Raw genomic sequence first — 21,636 nt, 5'->3', positions numbered from 1 at the left:
TGGTTATGTAATTAAACGTTGATTTGACAATGTTTTAATTTGCGCTAATCGCACTGTTGCTATAAAACAGTTAATAGTTTCTCAAGTGAAATAGAAAAAGCCCAAACAACTCACGTTGTTTGGGCTTTTTGTTTTTTGCGCATAAAAGACGGCGGTGCCTTTAATTGTAGGATTAGAAAAGATTTTTATCGCGTACCAGCTCTCGTGGTAAGCCATTTTTAACTCGGTTACCTACCCACTTACCAAGGCCGATGATTGCGCCGTTATACTTCACCAATACTTCTCCTTTGCCCGATAGGCCTTCAGGACGTACATCGCGACCCATAAACCATTCTCGAGCGTCTTCAATACATAGCTCTACAATATTAGTTTCGTTGCCTGTAGCCAGTGTTGTCGCCACCTGGTGTTGCCATCGGTAGCCTTTTTTATGAGTTTCAGCGATCTTGATGCCCATACGAGAGAAGCGGAACTCACCAATCATTGGCTCTAATGCTTCAGGGAACAACCAAACGTCTTTATCGCGAATCCATACTTGAGTATCAGTTGGTAATTCTATATCAAGCGTGCTCATCAGTTGTTCAGCGACTTCTTGTTGAACTTTCTTTGACGCTTTTTCAAATGGGAATTTACCCAGGCGTTTTTTAACTTCTGGTGGAGTAACAGATGCCAGTTTACGGATGCGTGCGACAAAGAAACCTTCAGAGTCATACACCTGTGGGAATATATGAAGAAAGCCTTCTTCCGTCGTGGTTGCTTTTGCGTTGTCGAATAGTGATTCAAGAGATTCAAATTCTACTGCGTCACCAAAAGTCTCTTTTAGGTGATGACATACTTGTTGGTTTTCTTCTGTGCTTAATGTGCAAGTCGAGTAAACTAATACGCCGTTAGGCTTTAGCGCGTGGAACGCACTTTCAATCAGGTCTTTCTGGGTATTAGCAATATCGACCACTGATTGATACGTCCAGTTTTTCATGGCATCCGCGTCTTTACGAATCGTACCTTCACCAGAGCAGGGGGCGTCTAGTAATACGGCATCAAACTGTTCTGGTAACCAGCCGCCGAATACACGTCCATCAAAATTGCTCAGCGCTGTATTGCGAACGCCACAACGCTCGATGTTAGCGTGAAGTACTTTCACTCGGCTTGCAGCGTACTCATTGGCAACCAGTACGCCGCGATTATTCATTAGCGCCGCGATTTGCGTTGTTTTAGAGCCGGGTGCAGCTGCTGTATCTAACACGGCTTGATAGTCTTCTTCGCCTTGAAACAATGCAGAAGGTGGCATCATAGAGCTGGCTTCTTGGATATAAAATAAGCCAGACATGTGTTCAGCTGTATTGCCTAAAGGCGCCTCGCTTTCATTAGCGGTGATCCAAAATCCCGTTTCACACCACGGCACAGGTTCCAGTTCCCAACCTTTATCTTTCGCACGTACGAGAAAGTCTTCGACACTGATTTTTAGTGTGTTTACTCGAATACTTTTACGAAGTGGCTTTTGACAAGATGCGATAAAAGAAGCCATGTCTAAGTGGCTTGGCATAATGCCTTTAATGTGAGTTAGGAATTCTTCTGGGATATATACGTTAGCGTGCAAAAGGGTATCTCGATTTATAGCGTTAATGCGGGCAGTTTAAAGCAAAATGAGATTGTCCTAAACCATATTTGTTTCAAACAATAAAAATGCAGCTCAATGGCTGCACTTTTAGTTAAATTTATATGTACCGTAACAGAGGTTCGGCTTATGGCTTTGGTATAGCCGTTCTCCATGATTTCCATTCATCTTCCGCTTGCGGATATAAGTAGAAAGACTGGTCTTCACTTGCCAAAGGTTGTAGTTCATTCGTTGGTGGCGTTGAGAAAGTTATCCCACCTCTGATTAGGCTATCAACGGTCCCAGCTTTGATGTTTGCACCTGTGAGGCCAATAGAAACATCTACACCAGAAACGTTCCAAAATACACTGTTTGCACGGATCAAGTATGCGAATTCAGGCTTAATTTGAATCGTTGAGATAATGCGGTCTGCAAATTCGCCGAGCTGGACATCTATAACGGTACCTATTTCTAACTCACGAAATAAGATAGGCGTTCCTTCCGATACAGACCCTCGTGTTTCACTTTGCAGTTGGAATATCTTTCCTTCTGGCTGGACAGGCCCTTTGCTCAGTTTGAACTTCGTTTTTCTTTCACCTTGGCCCGGTTCGACGTTGATATATTTGGATATTAATGCGGAAACGTTCTTAATACCATTCAACCCAATCTCTGGTTCTGCGAGCCAGAAATGACTGTTAGCGACCGCAATTTTGTCGACATACTCGGGTAAAATGCGAGCCGTAATCTCAATGCCACCTTTGTTAAAGTTAGGAATAACTAAGGTCACTTCACCAACTGTGACACCTTGATATTTGATGGTAGTACCTTTGCTGACTTCTTGATCGCCTGCAGAAGTAATCGTAATGGCACGACCAAATTTACGAGCTGACTTCGAATCGTTGTATAATTTCCATACGTCGCCTAGTTTGTTGTCGATTCCAGGTAACGAATCAAAGGCGATACCACCTTGAATCAGTGTTTTTACCGGTGCAGCTTTAATACTGATCCCAGCCAAAGACGCATCTACTTCTACACCAGATCGGTTCCAGAAAACAGTATGCTTGTTGATTAGGTGCGTATAGCGGTTTTCAATCGTAACTTTAATTCTTACGCCGCCATCAGCGAGTTGGAAATCTGAGATACTGCCGACTTGAAGATTACGATAGAGCAGTGGGCTTCCTTTGGAAATTGAAGGTAACTCACTAGCAAACAATGACAATGTTTTTGAACCAGTCTGATTGAACTTTGCTATCTCTGCCAATGATTTACTTTGAAATAGTTGATAATGGGTGCGAGATTGGTTTTTACCTTCGCTCACAAAGCTGATGGAGCCTGACAGTAATTGTTTAGCAGGTGGTACTGTTACACTTAATCCAGACTCTGTTAGTTCTGCAGTCGCGCTGCCTGTAACAAAGAATCGATTGTGGCTTTTAATCAAGTGAGAGTATTCGTTGTCGATTAAAGCATCCATGAACACTTCGTGCTTGTCGCTTCCAGTACCGACACCTTCTACTAACCCTACGTTAATGATAGAGCCCACAGCGATTCCCTTGTATAACAACTGGGTTCCAACATCTAAACCAAATGAATTGTTCGACGTTAGACGAATCGAGACCGACTTCTCCTGTTCCTGACTGAACTCATTCTTACGAATAGCAGTAAACTTGCGAGCCTTGTCACCTTCACCGGGTACCAAGGTAAGGAAATTGCCGGTTACCAAATTCGCGATGTTTTTCATCCCTGTTAGCGACAGTTCCGCTTCTTCTAGAACGAATTTACTGCCGCTGTTTAAAAAGTCACTGAATGCAGGTTGGATAGCAGCAGAAGCAATCACGTGTTCGCGACCTTCGCTCAAAGATAAGTTGGTGATTTGTCCAATTTCAATGCCTCTATACATGATTGGAGCGCCAGTCGCACTGATCTTGTTGTCGTCCGGAACGGCGATTTGGATCGAAATACCACGACCCGCAGTTTTCAAATCAGGGTAGAGCTTGAATTTGGTGTTCATCTCGACCGGTTGACCTTCTCCAGGTGAATCAACCGCAATTGAGCCTCCTAATAGAGCACTTAAGCTTTCTAAGCGAACATCAACGCCAGAGAAACCAATACTCGCCCCCAAGCCACTTACATTCCAGAAACGGCTTTGATCAGTGATTATGTGGCTATATTCATCTTTAATTGCAGCTTGAATTGTCACTGATTTCGCGTTGTCGTTGAGCTGGTAATTGTAGACTTCACCAATTGGAATCTTGCGATAGACTATTTGAGAACCAATAGACACGCCGCCGAGATCTTTAGTTGTAAGAGAGATGTTAAGCCCCTCAGACGCCAAGAGATCGGAAGGGGATGACTCCAATGCATGAAATACGGTTTCAGGTTCTTCTTTGGTTTCACTTGGGTGAATCGCAATATAGTTACCGGACACCAGCGCATCTAACCCAGAGATACCGGATAAGCTCGCCGTTGGTTTCACTAACCAAAAGCGCGTGCCTTTCGACAGTAACTTTTTAGCTTCAGGGTAGATATCAGCATCAACGTAAATATTAGATAGGTCTTTAGATAATGTGATGTCACGAACCATACCGACCTCTAAGCCTTGGTATCGAATGGTTGTGCGTCCTGCGACTAACCCCGCAGCGTCTGAGAAGTAGATTTGCACACGTTGACCAGCATCGTGTATTGACTTCATTACCAGCCAACCGGCGAGCACGACAGTCAAAATAGGAAGAATCCACAAAGGCGAGATGCCCTTGTTTTTCCTGACTTCTGGTGAATATGACGTTTGTGATTGGTTATTGTTGTTCATTCACTGACTCATCTTTAGAGGTGTAGTTATCCCAAATTAGCCTAGGATCTAAGCTTTCAGCTGCCAACATCGTGAGAACAACCACGACGCCAAAAGCCACAGCACCATAACCTGGTGTAAAATTTAAAATTTGCCCACGGTCGACCAAGGTCATCATGATCGAAATAACGAACAGATCCATTACGGACCATTTCCCCACCCATTTAACAATAAAGTAGATGGTCATACGTTGTCTGTGGTAGACCGCGCGCTTCGTTTGAATACAAATTAGGATGTAAGCAAGGCCAAGAATTTTTGCCACAGGCACGACAATACTGGCAACAAAAATGATCACTGCAATGCCATACATATCGCTATTAATTAGTGAAGCAACGCCTGAGAGAATCGTATCTTCCAGTCTTTGTCCGTTGGTAATCAGGATCGATATTGGAATGACGTTTGCCGGTATGATGGCGACGGTCGCTGCAAACAACAACGCCCACGTCTTTTGTACAGAGTAGGGCTTACGGTGATACAACTCATGATGACAACGCACACAAGCATGTCCATCAGGTTGAGATAGGTGGCAGTTATGACAATGAACGTTCTTACTCTCGGCGAACGCGTAGTCTGACTCTTTGGCCCATGCTTCCCAATAACGTCTCACACTAATACGACTTACCAGTAACACGCTACACAACTGCAATAGAATTAAACCTATCAATCCTGGGCCGACAAAAATGTCAGAGTAATCTTGTAGTTTGAAACAGGAAATCGCGACGCTTACCAAGAATACGTCTAACATCATCCAGTGTTTAAGGGTTTGGATAATCGCTAGCGAATAGCGAAATGGCACAAAAATCTTAAAACGTAGTGATACATGGGTGATGAGTACAGAACTGCACACCAGTAACGGTGCTATTGAGCTACAGAATAATATTAGTAAACCAAGTAGTGGGAAGCCTTCTCCCATTAACGTAAATACACCGGATGGCAATGTAGCTGGAATCATCACCCCAATCAGACGGATACTAATGAATTCAAAAAAGTGAGAAGGGATAAACAGCAACAGACAAGTGATGGCGATTGCTAGATTTCCGGAAAGACTCGGTGTACCACCTCGATAAAGTTGGGTGCCACATCTAGGGCAATACGCGGATTTGCCGTGTGGGATGTCCATTTTATCAACCGGGAGTTCGCAACCCTGACAAAGACGTACGGAGCTGCTGTCGCACTGGTGCTCGGTTGTTAACGAAGATTCAGCTGTTAACGGAGATTTAGTTGACAACTGGTGTTGAGTTGATAAAGGGGTAGTTAATGATGGGGAGGTCACGCGACCTCCCAAGTTGAAACGTAAGCCAGGCTTTTTATCTCACTTAAACGCTCGGAACAACATACATCAGGCGTGCGATTGCACACTGCCATAGAGTGTTTGATATAGTCCTTGCTGTTCAACCAATTCACCATGTGTTCCCGTTTGTGTCACTTGCCCGTCTTCTAAAACATAGATTAGATCGGCCTGTTTCACCGCTGATAATCGATGAGCCACAATCAAAGTTGTGCGATCTTTCAAAAATTCGCTTAATGCTTTGTGTAGTGCCGCCTCTGTTGCAGTATCTAATGCCGATGTTGCTTCATCAAGAATAACAAACTTCGGATTACTCAACACCATGCGGGCAATGGCTAGGCGTTGTCTTTGACCGCCAGATAAGCGAACGCCATTTCGGCCTATTTGAGTATCAAGACCATTACTCAGTTGCTTGATCACGTCTTGCATTTGAGCAACTTCTAGAGATCGCCATAACGACATGTCATCGTATTCGGCTCCAAGGGTCAGATTATGCCTCAATGTATCGTTAAAGAGTATAGGTTGTTGTAAAACAACGGCAATTTGACTTCGAATTACGTCAAAGCTAATGTCATCGGTGGTTTCACCGTTAAAGCGTATACAACCTGAATCTGCTTGATAAACCCCAATGAGCAGCTGGATCAGTGTTGATTTTCCACCACCACTAGCGCCGACTAAAGCGACTTTTTTACCTGCTGGAATATGCAGCGATAGTTTATTTAAAACAGTGTTTTCTGATGTGTAAGAAAATGTAACGTTGTCTATGTCTACTGTCACTTCTTTATCTTCATTGAACGGATTGATCTTACTTATCGGTCGTTTTTCTTCTTCTAATTGAAGTAAGTCGTTGATACGTTGCAATGCGGCTTTGGCGCTATACCAAGAGAATTGAATTCCCAGCAATTCTTGGACGGGACCTAACATGAACCATAAGTAACCAAATACCGCGAATATTTGACCAATGGTTAAGTCACTAAATAATACCATTAGCATCGCAACCGCACGGAAAAGCTCGAAGCCTAGTAAAAACAGCAAAAATGAAACACGACCTGCAGCTTCAGATTGCCATGCGTACTTGTCGGCATCGATTCTTACTTGGTTCGCTTGGACCTTAAGTTCATCTAGGAAAATTCGTTCTTTATTGGCTGCTCGTAGCTGATAAATGCCATCTAAGGTTTCTACTAAGCGGTTTTGAAAACGTTCGAAAGACTGATTTTCATACTTCTTAAGGTGTTTTACCTTGCTGCCTAGTTTACGAGAAAAATAAATAACAACAGGATTGACCAGTAAGATAAAGAGACCTAGTCGCCATTCTAACCACAGTAGAACGATCGCCGTTCCGAGCACAGTTAAAAAGCTGATGATAAATTTAGATAGGGTAGAACCAATGAACTTATCAATGGTCTCTATGTCTGTAATTAGGTGAGCATTAATACCTCCGCTGCCTTTGGTCTCGTATTGTCGAATACTGATTCGCCCAAGCTTATCTATCATCTTACTACGCATTTGGTAGGTGATTGTTTTGGATACAAGCGTAAACTGACGTCCCTGCAGAATATTCAATGCTTGACTGGTCGTTCGCATGAGGATGACTAACAGCAAAGTTAGCGCAATGTAACCTGTGGGTGTTTGTAACGATGATGGAAGCAGGTGATTCATCATTTCTAAGCCAGAGGCCGGCTTATCAAGTAAAACTTCATCAACCATTAGTGGCATCAGCAACGGGATAGGGACACTAATGAGAGTTGCAAAAATGGCAATAATGTTAGCAAACAGTAATTTGGACTTGTGTTTTTTTACTTGAGTTATTAACCAAGAACGGCTAATAGTGTCTTCTGAATTGTTCATTGTAATGAGAATAAGTCCTATTTAGCTTGATGGCCGCATTTTACTGCGTTCTCTTGATAATGGAAGTCTCAATTTAATTGGAAGCTAATATGAAAATAGAACATTACCAACGCTTAACCAAACAAGCTGTTGCATTAATTGAATCAGAAACCGATCTAACTGCTAATCTAGCTAATATAAGTTCACTGTTGTTTATGGAATTGGATGAATTGAACTGGGCGGGTTTCTATTTAATAAAGCAAGACCAAGCTAAGGAAAAAGACGAACTAGTACTTGGTCCTTTTCAAGGTCAACCTGCTTGTGTGCGAATTCCTGTAGGGCGTGGTGTGTGTGGAACTGCGGTTGCGACGAATACAGTTCAACGCATTCATGATGTTCATGAGTTTGAAGGTCACATCGCTTGTGATGCTGCGAGTAACTCAGAAATCGTTATTCCGTTCTCAATTGACGGAAAAGTAGCGGGCGTTCTTGATATAGATAGCCCAAATGTTGGTCGTTTTTCGCAAATAGACGAAGACGGATTGACATTTTTCATGGCAGAAGTGGAAAAGCTGCTTAATTCGCACGCGAACAAGGCATAAATTATTCTCTTACTGTGGTTTTTCCCAAGCATCTCTCTATAATACGTAAAAATATTTTCTTAATGCTCGCGGAAAACCGCAAAAACCAGGAACCCACATGGAAAACACTGAAAAGTTAAAAAACAGCAAAGAAGTTATCGCATATATTGCTGAATGTTTCCCTAAATGCTTTACTCTAGAAGGTGAAGCAAAACCACTTAAAATTGGTATTTTTCAAGATCTTGCTGAACGTCTAAATGAAGACGAAAAAGTCAGTAAGACTCAGCTTCGTGCAGCGTTAAGACAGTACACATCATCATGGCGTTACCTGCACGGCGTAAAAGCTGGCGCAGATCGTGTTGACCTAGACGGCAACGCGTGTGGCACATTAGAAGAAGAGCATGTAGAGCACGCTAAAGCTACACTTGCAGAAAGCAAAGCTAAAGTGCAAGCTCGTCGTAAAGAACAAGCACAGAAAGCTCGTGAAGAAGGCAAAGCGAAACCTAAGGCGAAGAAAGCTCAACAGCCTCGTCGTCAAGCGCCTAAAGCTCCAAAAGTAGAAAAGCCTGTTGAAACACGCGCTTTGAACGCTGACGAATTTGTCGCTGGCAACGAAGTAAATGTGAACATGGGTAAAGGAAACATGGCTGCGACCATTGTTGAAATCAATAAGGAAGATGTGCGTGTTCAGTTAGCAAACGGCCTACAAATGGTTGTTAAAGCGGAGCACTTGCGCGCTTAAAGGAGATACTCCTACGCATGAAATGCCGTTCAAAATTGACACTGATTGCTGCTAGCTTTTGGCTAGCAGCTTCAGCTCAGGCTCTCGAAGCCAAATTAGATCAGGACGATTTACCTCTACTCGCTCCTGAGGTCCAACACGAAACTGCTAGTAAACGTGTTACTTCTCGATTTACTCGTTCTCACTATAAACACTTCAATCTCAACGATGATTTCTCTCAAGCTATCTTTAATCGTTACTTAGAGATGCTGGATTATAATCGTAATATCTTCACTCAAGCTGATATTGACTCTTTCGCTGCTTCATCCATACAAATTGATGATCAGTTGAAAGCAGGCAATAACCAGATTGCATTTGATGTTTATAATTTGTCTATGCAGAAGCGTTTTGAACGTTTTCAATATGCATTGTCTTTGCTTGATACAGAGATTAAGTTTGATACCGATGAAAGTATTGAACTCAATCGTAGTGAAGCTGAATGGCCAAAAGATATCGCTGAAGTGAATGAGCTTTGGAGAAAACGCGTTAAATACGATGCGTTGAATCTAAAACTCACTGGTAAAGAGTGGCCAGAGATTCAAGAAGTTTTGGAAAAGCGTTACAACAATGCGATGAAGCGTATTACGCAATCGCACAATGAAGATGCTTTTCAAATCTACATGAACGCATTCGCGCGTGAAGTTGATCCGCACACCAGTTACCTTTCTCCAAGAAATGCAGAGCAATTCCAATCTGAGATGAACCTATCTTTAGAAGGTATTGGCGCTGTGCTTCAGATGACAGATGATTACACCATTATTCGCTCATTAGTTGCTGGTGGCCCAGCGTCAAATAGCAAACAACTAAGTGATGGCGATCGTATTGTTGGTGTTGGTCAAGATGGCGAAGAGATAGTAGATGTTATCGGCTGGCGTTTAGACGATGTAGTGCAATTGATTAAAGGCCCGAAAGGGACCAAAGTTAAGCTACAGATTTTGCCTGATGGTAAAGATGCAAAAAGTCACGTTGTCACAATTGTACGCGATAAGATTCGTTTAGAAGACCGAGCTGTTAAATCAGAAGTCATCGAGAAAGATGGCAAGAAGATTGGTGTACTCGAAGTACCAAGTTTCTATGTTGGTCTATCTAAAGATACCGATAAACTGATCACCGAACTTAAAGAGCAAGGTGTCGATGGTATCATTGTCGATCTTCGAAATAATGGTGGTGGTGCACTCACTGAAGCAACCGAACTTTCTGGGTTGTTTATCAAAGAGGGCCCCGTTGTCCAGGTTCGTGATAGCTACGGTCGTGTCAAAGTGAACAGCGATACTGATGGTCAAATCAGTTACCAAGGTCCGTTGACGGTATTGGTGAATCGCTATAGTGCTTCAGCATCTGAAATCTTTGCAGCCGCGATGCAAGATTACGGTCGTGCAATCATTTTGGGTGAAAACTCTTTCGGTAAAGGTACGGTGCAACAGCATCGCTCTTTGAATCATATTTATGATTTGTTCGATAAAGAGTTGGGTTACGTTCAATACACAATCCAGAAATTCTACCGAATCAATGGTGGCAGTACGCAAAACAAAGGTGTAGTGCCTGATATTGCTTACCCAACGCCAATTGACCCGGCAGATACTGGGGAAAGTGTTGAAGATAACGCTCTGCCTTGGGATAGTATCGATAAAGCGAATTACTCAGTGTTACAGCGTAACGATGAAAAAGTTGCAGCTTTAACCGCTCAACACCAAGCTCGTATCGCGACTGACATGGAGTTTGGCTTTATTGCACAAGATATTGAAAAGTATAAAGCAGATAAAGATGATAACGACCTTTCTCTTAATGAAAAGATTCGTCAGCAAGAAAGCGATGAAGCAGATGTACTCCGCTTAGAACGTATTAATCAACGTCAAAAGGCTGCTAAGCAAGAAGCTTTTAAAACGTTGGATGATATTCCTAAAGACTACGAAGCTCCCGATGCTTACCTTGATGAGTCTGTTGCTATCATGCTGGATATGATCAAAAAGTAGAGCAGTTACCTATCAAAGGTGATTGTTTAAAGATACATAATTTAAAAAGCGAGCTTAGGCTCGCTTTTTTTATACCTAATATTTGACAGAAATATTTGACCGTATCGGTCGGGATCGACGCAAAACACATCCAATATTCAGGGTACCTAGCTCTATTTTGCGTTTAATAATGACATTTAAGTTACTTCGCATTTAAAATTTAGTGACTTGGATCGTATTTTTTCGCTTTCTATTCATTACGTGCCTAAGCTTAAAGAAAACGAGGGGACGTTTATGAAATGGATTCTACTATTTTTATCTTGTGTAAGTTTTGTTGCTTTTGGGAGCGAGGTTGCTTCAAGCACGCAACAATCAAAAAGCGACAGTAATCTATCCCATTTTGATCTTCCTTTATTGCTTGGTGATTGGTATTTAATGAATCCGGAACCAGATCAAGGCACTGAAAATTTCAGGGCGATCAAATTGACCCTTGATTCTAATTACTCGTTCACCATTGATATTCAGAAGAAAGACTACAGCGTTGACCATTGGGAAGGTTTGTATAACGCCAATGAAGATACGCTCATCCTTGGTTTGAATACTTCAGAACCTCAGGTTTACGCCTATAGCAGTAATCACAATATGCTGAACCTTAATGGTGTTATGTTTACCAAAGCGTTGCCAAACGCCTTGGCTGGGATTTGGTCAAGTGCCGAACTTTCAGGTAGTGACTTGCGGGCAAGTAACATTCAAAAAATGGATTTAGTACTTCAACCTGACTTTGTATTTATGTTCCGAGTATCCGATGAAGTGGGCAGTGAAGTGGTTCGTCGTGGTGTTTATTACACAGAGGGTGATCAGTTGGTGCTCTTATATGAAAATGGTGAACACGGTACGCGTTACACACTAAATAGCGATGTGTTGACCCTTCAAGGTGAAGAGGGAGATATGTTTGCGGTGCTCAATCGTATTCGATAAGTATTCGGTTTATTTGTAAAACGCCGTTCGTTGATAATATGGTGTGCAGGTCATTTCTTAGGCGTTCCTTTCTGATTTGATTGAAAAAATAGCAAAACATGGAGGCATTTTCCAACAATGCCTTCTTTTTTTAACTTTCCTCTTGTGTTCTTGGCGTTCAACCTTTAGATATATACAGTTAAGAAAAATTACGTATAACGATCAAAAGGAACCCGTCATGGCACATACACCTCAAGCCAAGTATCGTAAAGATTATCAATCACCATCTCACACTATTTCTCAAATCGACCTTACTTTCGATTTGTACGATTCAGCATCCATCATTACGGCGGTGTCTAGTGTTAAGCAAGAGAGAGATAGCTCGACCTTAGTACTTGATGGTGAAGGCTTGAAGCTGGTTTCTGTTGTAGTTGAAGGTAACGAGTGGACTCAGTACGAGCTATCTGAAACTCAGCTTATTCTGAACGCTTTACCGAAAGACTTTACGTTGACCATCGTGACTGAGGTGAACCCTGAGGGGAACAGTGCGCTTGAAGGCCTATACAAATCGGGTGGTGCTTTCTGCACTCAATGTGAAGCTGAAGGTTTCCGTCGTATTACTTACTACATGGATCGCCCAGATGTTCTGGCTAAGTTCACGACAACTGTCATTGCGGACAAAGCAGAGAATCCATTCTTACTCAGTAACGGTAACCGAGTAGATCAAGGCGAAGCTGAAAATGGTCGTCACTGGGTGAAATGGCAAGACCCACATCCAAAACCAGCGTACTTGTTTGCTTTAGTTGCGGGTGACTTCGATGTACTTCGTGACGCATACACCACAAAATCTGGTCGTAATGTTGATTTGGAAATCTTTGTCGACAAAGGCAATCTAGACCGCGCAAACCACGCGATGGTTTCTTTGATTAACTCCATGAAGTGGGACGAAGAGCGTTTCAATCTTGAGTATGACTTAGACATCTACATGATCGTAGCCGTTGATTTCTTCAATATGGGTGCGATGGAAAACAAAGGCTTGAACGTATTCAACTCTAAGTTCGTTTTAGCTAATGACCAAACAGCAACAGATACAGACTACCTAGGTATTGAAGCTGTAATCGGTCACGAATACTTCCATAACTGGACGGGTAACCGAGTTACTTGTCGTGATTGGTTCCAGTTAAGCTTGAAAGAAGGTTTAACGGTGTTCCGTGACCAGGAGTTCTCTTCTGATCTTGGCTCTCGCGCAGTAAATCGTATCAACAATGTTCGTATTATCCGCGGGCCACAATTCGCTGAAGATGCGAGTCCAATGTCTCACCCAATTCGCCCAGAAAAAGTGATAGAAATGAATAACTTCTACACATTAACGGTATACGAAAAGGGCAGTGAAGTGATCCGAATGATCCACACATTGTTGGGTGAGGAAGGTTTCCAAAAAGGCATGAAGTTGTACTTTGAACGTCACGATGGCACGGCAGCAACGTGTGAAGACTTCGTAGCGGCAATGGAAGATGCGTCGGGTGTTGATCTGTCTCAGTTCCGTTTATGGTATAGCCAATCAGGTACGCCGACACTTTCGGTTGAAAGCCATTACGATGCAGAGAAGAAACAGTACACGTTAACAACTCGCCAAGTAACGGCTCCAACTCATGAGCAAACGGAAAAGCAAGCTCTACATATTCCTTTTGATATAGAACTGTACACAGCTACGGGTAATGTGATTGAGTTACAACGTAACGGAAGGTCAGTTCACAATGTGCTAGATGTGAAAGAGGCGGAACAGACTTTCGTGTTTGAAAACGTTTCTGAGCAACCGATCCCATCATTACTTCGTGAATTCTCTGCACCAGTGAAACTTCAGTACGATTACTCAGATGAAGAGCTGATCTTCTTGATGGTTAATGCTCGCAACGAGTTTTCTCGTTGGGATGCGGGTCAAATGCTACTGGCTAAGTACATCCGCAGTAACGTTGAAAGAGTTCAACAAGGTGAAGAGTTTGAACTTTCAATTTCTGTTGTAGATGCGTTCCGTGGAGTACTGCTTAGTGACTCATTGGAGCCTGCATTTATTGCAGAGATGCTTTCATTGCCAAGTCACAACGAAGTTTCTGGTTGGTATGATCGCGTCGATATCGATGCAGTTGCGTCGGTATTAAATGCGATGAAAGTGACATTAGCGAAAGAGTTGGAAGATGAACTGTCTGCGGTTTATCACAGTCATGCATTAACTGAATACACAATTGATCATGATTCGATTGGTAAGCGTACTCTGCGTAAAGTTTGCCTAAGTTACTTAGCACATACTGAACAGGGTAATGATTTGGTTGTGACTATGTATCAACAGGCAAACAACATGACAGATACTATGGCTGCAATGGGGGCGGCCAACAGTGCACAGCTAGCATGTCGTGAAACCTTGATGGCAGATTACAGTGACAAGTGGAAACGCGATGGCCTTGTTATGGACAAATGGTTTGCCTTGCAAGGTACAAACCCAAGTGCAAGCGCGCTTGACGTGATCAAAGCGTCGATGTCGCACCAAGCGTTCAGTTTGAAGAACCCGAACCGTACCCGTAATTTGGTTGGCTCATTCCTAAATATGAACCCGGTTCAATTTCATGACAAGTCAGGTCAAGGTTATGCGTTTGCTGGTGAAATCTTACGCGAGCTTAACAGCAGCAACCCGCAAGTGGCGTCGCGTTTAATAGACCCACTGCTTAAGTTCCGTAAATACGACGATGAGCGTCAAGCTTTGATCATAAAAGAACTTGAGACGCTCAAGAACATGGATAACTTAGCTAAAGATCTGTTTGAAAAAGTGAATAAAGCACTAGAGGCTTAAGTTAAGCGATAAAACAGGTAAACTAAATCAGTGACAGAGGAATCTGTCACTGATTTTTTGCTTTCAATGCTATTCAGTTTGTTAGAAGCCTAAATGTCGTTTTAAATCTTAAACATAGTATATGGACCATAGACATATACGAACATAGGCATGTGCGAACATAGCTATAAGCGCTAACACTTTGCTAATTTTAACCCATTTGTGCCAAAAAATACCGGCACTGTATATTTATACAGGTATCGTATGAATCACTATATTTTCCAACTTAACATTTCGTATCAGCAATTCTTGGTGAGTTATTCTGGGGCGGCAAGCAAAGTTCAAGTGATAACAACGACAGGTTTACGTCTACAGTTACCTGCAACTCGATTCAGACCATTTCTTACACAAATAGGTGTTAGAGGGCGGTTTAGACTGACAACTGACCAAAAAAATAAGTTTATTAAGTTAGAAGCTCTGTAAAGCTTGGCATGCCTAGTGAGTTAAAAGGAATCTTAATCACATAATCAAACATTTCACCTCCTACCACCTCCAAAACAATTAACTATTTTTCAATAATGCTTTTACAATAAATGAATGCATTACCTTTACTTAACTCGTTAGTAGAAAAGCGCTCAACAGCGAGTTTCAAACACCAGATTAAGTGATCCCCCTAATAATAAAATATAATTCTAATTGTGGAGTGTGACTATGACCGCACGTGAAACTGTGGTTCCAGTTTTACTTGAAAAAGTTTACAAACTGATTCAAGACAAACTTGACCTTGCTCATCGACCTCTCGTAACTCAACTTGCTCAACACTTGTTTAGTAATGTTTCTCACGACGACTTGACTCAGAGAAACGAATCCGATTTATATGGTGCTGTAGTTAGCTTATGGCATCACATCAATGAAAAAAAAGCCGACGAAATCTCTGTTCGAGTATTTAACCCAACAGTAAGTCGTCAAGGTTGGCAGTCTACTCACACAATCGTAGAGATTGTAGTACCAGACAGCCCATTCCTGGTTGATTCAGTAAAAATGGCATTAACCCGTCTCGATCTTTCTTCTCACCTTATGCTTCACAACCCAACTCAAATATCTCGCTCTGATAAGGGCAGTGTTGTCGGCGTTAGCAATAACGAAGGTGCATTCCAATCGCTTTTCCATATCGAAGTTGACCGTCTTAGCAGCAAAGCTGAAATGACAGCACTCAAAACGGAACTTCTGGATATTTTTACCGACACTGGGCTTGTTGTTAACGATTGGCTGAAAATGGTAGAAAGACTTGGAGAAGTTACTAACCAAGTTGAAGAGCAGAAAGATACCATTCCTGTCGACAGCCAGCGCTTTGATGAAACATTGGCATTTCTTCGTTGGTTAGGTGAGCACAACTTTACGTTTATGGGCTACAAGGAATATGACCTTGTTTCTGTGAATGGCGACACTGAATTGCAACCGACTAAAGAGCAAGGCCTTGGTTTGTTCGCAAATTCAGATCGCGTTCGCAATGTTAAGCTGTCTGAATTTTCTGACTCGGCACGTCTAGAAGCGAAAAAACCTTATGTACTTATCGTAACTAAAGGTAACACGGCTTCTCGCATTCATCGCCCAGCTTACAATGACTACATTGGCATTAAGAAATTCGACAAGAACGGTAAGGTCATTGGCGAGCACCGCTTTACAGGCCTTTACACTTCAGCCGTTTATAACCAAACCGTTGAAAGTATTCCTCTAGTTCGTGAAAAAGTAGAGCGTATCTTAGACGCGAGTGGTTACCGTGAGGGTTCATATTCTTACAAAGCACTGCACAATATTCTTGAAAACTACCCACGAGATGAATTGCTTCAAGCTCGAGAAGAAGAGCTACTCGAAGTGGGCACTGGTGTCGTACAAATGCAAGATCGTGATCTTCTGCGCTTGTTTGTTCGCAAAGACCCGTTTGGCCGTTTCTTTAGTTGTATGGTTTACGTAACAAAAGATCGTTACAACACTGAGCTTCGCCGTCAAACACAACGCATCTTGAAGCAGTACTTTGGTTGTGAGCAGGAAGTGGAATTCACAACATACTTCTCTGAAAGCCCACTGGCGAGAACGCATTATATTGTTCGTGTTGATAACAACAACATGGATGTGGACGTGAAAACAATTGAGCAAAATTTAATGGAAGTATCGTCTACATGGGATGACCGTCTCTCTGAATCAATCATTGCAAACTTTGGTGAAAGCAAAGGCCTTCCATTGTCGAAAGAGTATATGCGTGCATTCCCACGTTCGTACAAAGAGGACATGATGCCAGGCTCAGCTGTTGCTGACATCGAACGTTTAGAAGCGTTAAGTGTAGACAACAAACTGGGTATGCTTTTCTACCGTCCTCAAGAAGAAGCGGCGGATTCAAAAGCCGTTCGTTTGAAGTTGTTCTATCACAGTGATGAGCCAATCCACCTTTCAGATGTAATGCCAATGCTTGAAAATTTTGGCCTGCGCGTTATCGGTGAATCTCCATATGAAGTCCGTAAAACCAATGGTGTGACATATTGGATCTTGGATTTCTCAATGCTGCATAAGAGTGACAAGACAATTGATCTTCGTGAAGCTCGTGATCTTTTCCAACAAGCGTTTGCGGCAATTTGGGCGGGCGAGTTAGACAGCGATGGTTTCAACCGCTTGGTGCTAGGCGCGGGTCTTTCTGGTCGTGAAATTTCAATTTTACGTGCTTATGCACGCTACATGCGCCAAGTTGGCTTCCCATTCAGTCAACAATATATTGAAGACACACTGTCTCATTACCCAGATTTAGCAAAAGGTCTAGTCAGCTTATTTGGCAAGCGTTTTGATCCTAAACTCAAGGGTAGCGCGAAGGGCCAACAAGATCTTATCAAGAAGATCACTGAGCAGTTGGATCACGTAGAAAGCTTGGATGATGATCGTATCATTCGTCGCTACATGGAAATGATCACTGCCACGCTGCGTACTAACTACTACCAAGTAGATGAAAATAAGCAATCTAAGCCTTGGTTGGCTCTGAAAATGAGACCAAGTGAGATTCCAGATATCCCGGCACCGGTTCCTGTATTTGAGATTTTCGTTTACGCACCGGACATTGAAGGTGTGCATCTACGTGGCGGCAAAGTTGCGCGTGGTGGTTTACGTTGGTCAGACCGTCAAGAGGATTTCCGTACGGAGATTCTAGGCCTAGTTAAAGCACAGCAAGTTAAGAATACGGTGATTGTGCCCGTTGGTGCAAAAGGTGGTTTCGTTTGTAAGCGTCAGCATATGATGTCTGGCCGTGATGAAATCTTCGCTGAAGGTCAACGTTGTTATAAGCGCTTCATCCGTGCATTACTCGACGTATCAGACAACATCATCGAGGGTGAGGTTATCCCACCTAAGAGCGTCGTTCGTCATGATGAAGACGATCCATATTTAGTTGTTGCTGCGGATAAAGGTACCGCGACATTCTCAGATCTGGCTAACTCAGTTGCTGCAGAGTACAACTTCTGGCTAGGAGACGCGTTTGCATCGGGTGGTTCTAATGGTTATGACCATAAAGCCATGGGGATTACAGCAAAAGGTGGTTGGGAATCGGTTAAGCGTCACTTCCGTGAGATGGGTATTAACTGTCAAACCACAGACTTCACTGCGATAGGTGTTGGTGATATGGCTGGTGACGTGTTTGGTAACGGCATGCTGTTATCTAAGCACATCCGTTTACAAGCTGCGTTTAACCACATGCACATCTTCATTGATCCTAACCCAGAATCAGCGTCAAGCTGGGTAGAGCGTGATCGTCTATTTAATCTACCTCGCTCAAGCTGGGAAGATTATAATAAAGACCTGATTTCTCAAGGTGGTGGCATCTTCTCTCGCCGAGCGAAGTCTATCTCTCTGACACCTGAAATACAGAAAATGCTGGGCACGAAGAAAGCATCAATGGCACCAAATGACTTGATCAAAGCGATCCTGTCTATGAACGTTGATCTACTTTGGAACGGTGGTATTGGTACTTATGTTAAGTCTTCAAGCGAGACTCATACTGATGTAGGTGACCGTGCAAATGACGTTCTACGTATCGATGGTCGCGACCTAAAGGCCAAGGTTGTTGGCGAAGGTGGGAACTTGGGTATGACTCAATTGGGTCGTATTGAATACGCTCTAACGGGCGGTCGAGTTAATACTGACTTCGTTGATAACGTTGGTGGTGTAGACTGCTCGGATAACGAAGTTAACATTAAGATCTTCTTGAATGGTTTGGTGTCTAATGGTGATCTAACCGTCAAACAACGTAACCAAGTTCTTGAGTCTATGGAAGACGAAGTAGGCGAAATCGTACTAGACGACGCATACTGCCAAGCCGAATCTATTTCGGTTACTGAGCACCAAGGTGTTGGCTTAGTCAAAGAGCAAATCCGCTTTATTCACACAATGGAAAAAGCAGGGTACTTGGATCGTGGTTTGGAATATATCCCAGATGACGAAACATTGCTTGAGCGCGAAAAGCAGGGTCAAGGCCTAACAAGACCAGAGCTTTCTGTACTTGTTGCTTACGGTAAAATGGTACTTAAAGAAGATCTTGTGAGTGATGATATTGCGAATGATGAGTTCCATGCTCGACAGTTGATGCAATACTTTCCAACTGCGTTACGTCGTAACTACTCTCAGCATATGGATAACCATCCATTGCGTGCAGAAATCATTGCGACTGCACTCGCTAACCAAATGGTTAACGAAATGGGATGCAATTTTGTGACTCGCTTGCAAGAAGAGACGGGCGCAAATATTGTAGATATCGCTAATGCTTACGCAGCATCTCGCGAAATCTACGGTTTAGGTCAGGTGCTTAAGAGTATTCGTGAACTCGATAACATCTCAAGCTCTGAAGCTCAATACGAGTTGCTTTACCATGTACGCCGTACTCTTCGTCGACTCGCTCGTTGGTTGCTAAGAAATCGTACAGGTAAGCAATCGGTGAATGCATTGATTGAGTTATACCAAGGTGATGTAGTTACGATAACTGAGAATCTGGATGAAAATCTTGTGGCTTCAGAAGTAGAAGAGCATCAAGCAATGGCTCAAGTGTGGATTGACCAGGGCGTGAATGCAGAACTGGCTAATTCAGTCGCACGTTTGTCTAGCTTATACTCAGCGCTGGATATATCCACAGTAGCTCGTGAAACCGGTAAAACAGTACAACAAGCGTCTAAGCTTTACTTCAACCTTGGCGACCGTTTGTCATTGCACTGGTTCTTGAAGCAAATCAATGGCCAAGCTGTAGACAACAACTGGCAAGCACTGGCGCGTGCAGCATTCAGAGAAGATCTGGATTGGCAACAACGTCAGTTAACTGGCCAAGTACTCAACTGTGGTTGTGCTTCGGACATCGATGTGATTAAAGCGCTTGATGATTGGATGGAAAATAACTCTGTTTCTCTACATCGCTGGGAAAGTATCTTGAACGAATTCAAAGTAGGTTCGGTTCACGAGTTTGCTAAGTTCTCAGTGGCATTGCGTGAATTGATGCTGTTAAATCTTAATTGCATGTCTAAAGATTAGCGATTAGATAAAGACGATAATACAAAGGCAGGCCATAAGGCCTGCCTTTTTTGTTTGGAAAAGTCGAACTACTCATTTGATTGAGTGATTATGCTTAGGTTAAAGGGAACAAAGTGAAGTAGTAGGGTGAATGATACTCAAACTCAGCGAGTGTTTATAGAAACGGTATCGTTTGCTTAATAAAGAACCTCATTCGCTAACAAACTCGATTATCTTACCCCTACAGACAGTAATAGATTGAATAGTTGAGTAAATAAGTAAATAATATCGCCCCGTTTACACGGGGCTTTTTTCTATCGGAGGCACAATGCTTTACCGTCTAGCCAGAACTGGCTTTTTCCAACTTGATGCCGAAAAGGCACATGATCTTGCAATTCAAAATTTCAAACGCTTCACAGGCACACCTATTGATCTTTTGTATCGCCAACAGTTACCTCACCGACCTGTAGAATGCATGGGTCTTACTTTTAAAAACCCAGTTGGCCTTGCTGCTGGCCTAGATAAAAACGGCGAATGTATTGATGCATTTGGCGCAATGGGTTTTGGTTTCGTTGAAGTCGGGACTGTTACTCCTCGTCCACAAGCGGGTAACGACAAACCTCGTTTATTCCGTCTTGTTGAGGCTGAAGGTATCATCAACCGCATGGGCTTCAATAACCTAGGCGTCGACAATCTGATTGATAACGTTAAGAAGTCAAACTACGACGGCATCTTAGGTATCAATATCGGCAAGAACAAAGACACACCAATTGAAAAGGGCGCAGAAGATTACCTGATTTGTATGGAGAAGGTATATCAATACGCGGGTTACATTGCTGTGAATATCTCTTCACCAAATACTCCTGGACTTCGTTCTCTGCAATACGGTGAAGCTCTAGACGATCTGTTGTCTGAACTTAAAGCGAAACAATCTGAACTGGAGGAGAAGCATGGCAAGTATGTTCCTCTTGCTCTTAAGATTGCTCCGGATCTAAGCGACGACGAGATTAAACAAATTTGTGAATCATTGGTCAAAAATGAGATTGATGGTGTGATCGCAACCAACACGACGTTGGATCGTTCAATTGTTGAAGGCATGAAGCATTGCGATGAAGCGGGTGGCCTTAGTGGGCGTCCAGTTCAATCTCGTAGTACAGAAGTGGTTCGTAAACTTCACGAAGAACTTGGTGACAAACTGCCGATCATTGGGGTAGGTGGCATTGACTCTTATGTCGCAGCAAAAGAGAAAATGATGGCAGGTGCTAAACTTGTCCAAGTTTATTCTGGCTTTATCTATAAAGGCCCAGGTCTTGTAGGCGATATTGTCAAAAATCTATAGTTCGTAAAATCGATCGTAGTCAAAGGCTATAATCCGGTATCGTCTTACTAAAAGAGACACTGTAACTCAATGAGTTGTAGAGAAAAGCGATAAGAAAGAGGAATTCATTTCCTCTTTTT

At 42.7% G+C, this 21,636-nt stretch carries 12 protein-coding genes; 8 read left to right on the top strand and 4 right to left on the bottom strand.

The annotated features are described in order from the left end of the window. Positions 1-172: 172 nt before the first annotated feature. The 4 genes from rsmF to ACFI6G_RS03055 all read right to left on the bottom strand — a co-directional run bounded on the left by rsmF (position 173) and on the right by ACFI6G_RS03055 (position 7,572). The gene (gene rsmF, locus ACFI6G_RS03070) at positions 173-1,594 is read right to left on the bottom strand and encodes a 16S rRNA (cytosine(1407)-C(5))-methyltransferase RsmF (RefSeq protein ID WP_016788265.1); all 1,422 of its coding nucleotides are present in this window, start codon (positions 1,592-1,594) and stop codon (positions 173-175) included. Between the two features lie 145 nt (positions 1,595-1,739). After that, entirely contained in the window at positions 1,740-4,397 is a 2,658-nt protein-coding gene (locus ACFI6G_RS03065; protein ID WP_010440750.1) for an MlaD family protein, read from the bottom strand. Further along, the gene (locus tag ACFI6G_RS03060) at positions 4,384-5,721 is read right to left on the bottom strand and encodes a paraquat-inducible protein A (protein ID WP_029189206.1); all 1,338 of its coding nucleotides are present in this window, start codon (positions 5,719-5,721) and stop codon (positions 4,384-4,386) included. Before ACFI6G_RS03060 ends, ACFI6G_RS03065 begins: the two co-directional genes overlap by 14 nt. Positions 5,722-5,775: 54 nt before the next feature. Then, on the bottom strand, positions 5,776-7,572 hold the full coding sequence (locus ACFI6G_RS03055) for an ABC transporter ATP-binding protein (RefSeq protein WP_016790398.1): 1,797 nt from the start codon (positions 7,570-7,572) through the stop codon (positions 5,776-5,778). 89 nt (positions 7,573-7,661) lie between these two features. Between ACFI6G_RS03055 and ACFI6G_RS03050 the strand changes: the two genes are divergently transcribed. From ACFI6G_RS03050 to pyrD, 8 genes are all read left to right on the top strand, one after another. Next, positions 7,662-8,153, top strand: a complete 492-nt coding sequence (locus ACFI6G_RS03050) for a GAF domain-containing protein (protein WP_010440756.1) — start codon at positions 7,662-7,664, stop codon at positions 8,151-8,153. Positions 8,154-8,250: 97 nt separating this feature from the next. Then, positions 8,251-8,874: an RNA chaperone ProQ gene (gene proQ, locus ACFI6G_RS03045; protein ID WP_010440758.1), complete on the top strand. Its 624-nt coding sequence runs from the start codon at positions 8,251-8,253 to the stop codon at positions 8,872-8,874. 17 nt (positions 8,875-8,891) lie between these two features. Then, on the top strand, positions 8,892-10,886 hold the full coding sequence (prc, locus tag ACFI6G_RS03040; protein ID WP_016767706.1) for a carboxy terminal-processing peptidase: 1,995 nt from the start codon (positions 8,892-8,894) through the stop codon (positions 10,884-10,886). A 273-nt stretch (positions 10,887-11,159) separates the two neighbouring features. Next, complete coding sequence (locus ACFI6G_RS03035) at positions 11,160-11,843, top strand: hypothetical protein (RefSeq protein ID WP_010440762.1); 684 nt, start codon at positions 11,160-11,162, stop codon at positions 11,841-11,843. 217 nt (positions 11,844-12,060) lie between these two features. Continuing rightward, positions 12,061-14,667, top strand: a complete 2,607-nt coding sequence (gene pepN, locus ACFI6G_RS03030) for an aminopeptidase N (RefSeq protein ID WP_016791435.1) — start codon at positions 12,061-12,063, stop codon at positions 14,665-14,667. A 243-nt stretch (positions 14,668-14,910) separates the two neighbouring features. Next, positions 14,911-15,129, top strand: coding sequence for a DUF2835 domain-containing protein (locus ACFI6G_RS03025; protein ID WP_010440766.1), 219 nt, complete (start codon positions 14,911-14,913; stop codon positions 15,127-15,129). A gap of 228 nt (positions 15,130-15,357) precedes the next feature. Further along, complete coding sequence (locus ACFI6G_RS03020; RefSeq protein WP_016783652.1) at positions 15,358-20,199, top strand: NAD-glutamate dehydrogenase; 4,842 nt, start codon at positions 15,358-15,360, stop codon at positions 20,197-20,199. A gap of 307 nt (positions 20,200-20,506) precedes the next feature. Further along, on the top strand, positions 20,507-21,517 hold the full coding sequence (gene pyrD, locus ACFI6G_RS03015) for a quinone-dependent dihydroorotate dehydrogenase (protein ID WP_016789214.1): 1,011 nt from the start codon (positions 20,507-20,509) through the stop codon (positions 21,515-21,517). Positions 21,518-21,636: the final 119 nt, after the last annotated feature.

Source organism: Vibrio sp. PSi01 (genome assembly GCF_054960695.1).
This window is presented reverse-complemented; position numbering and strand designations above follow the sequence as displayed.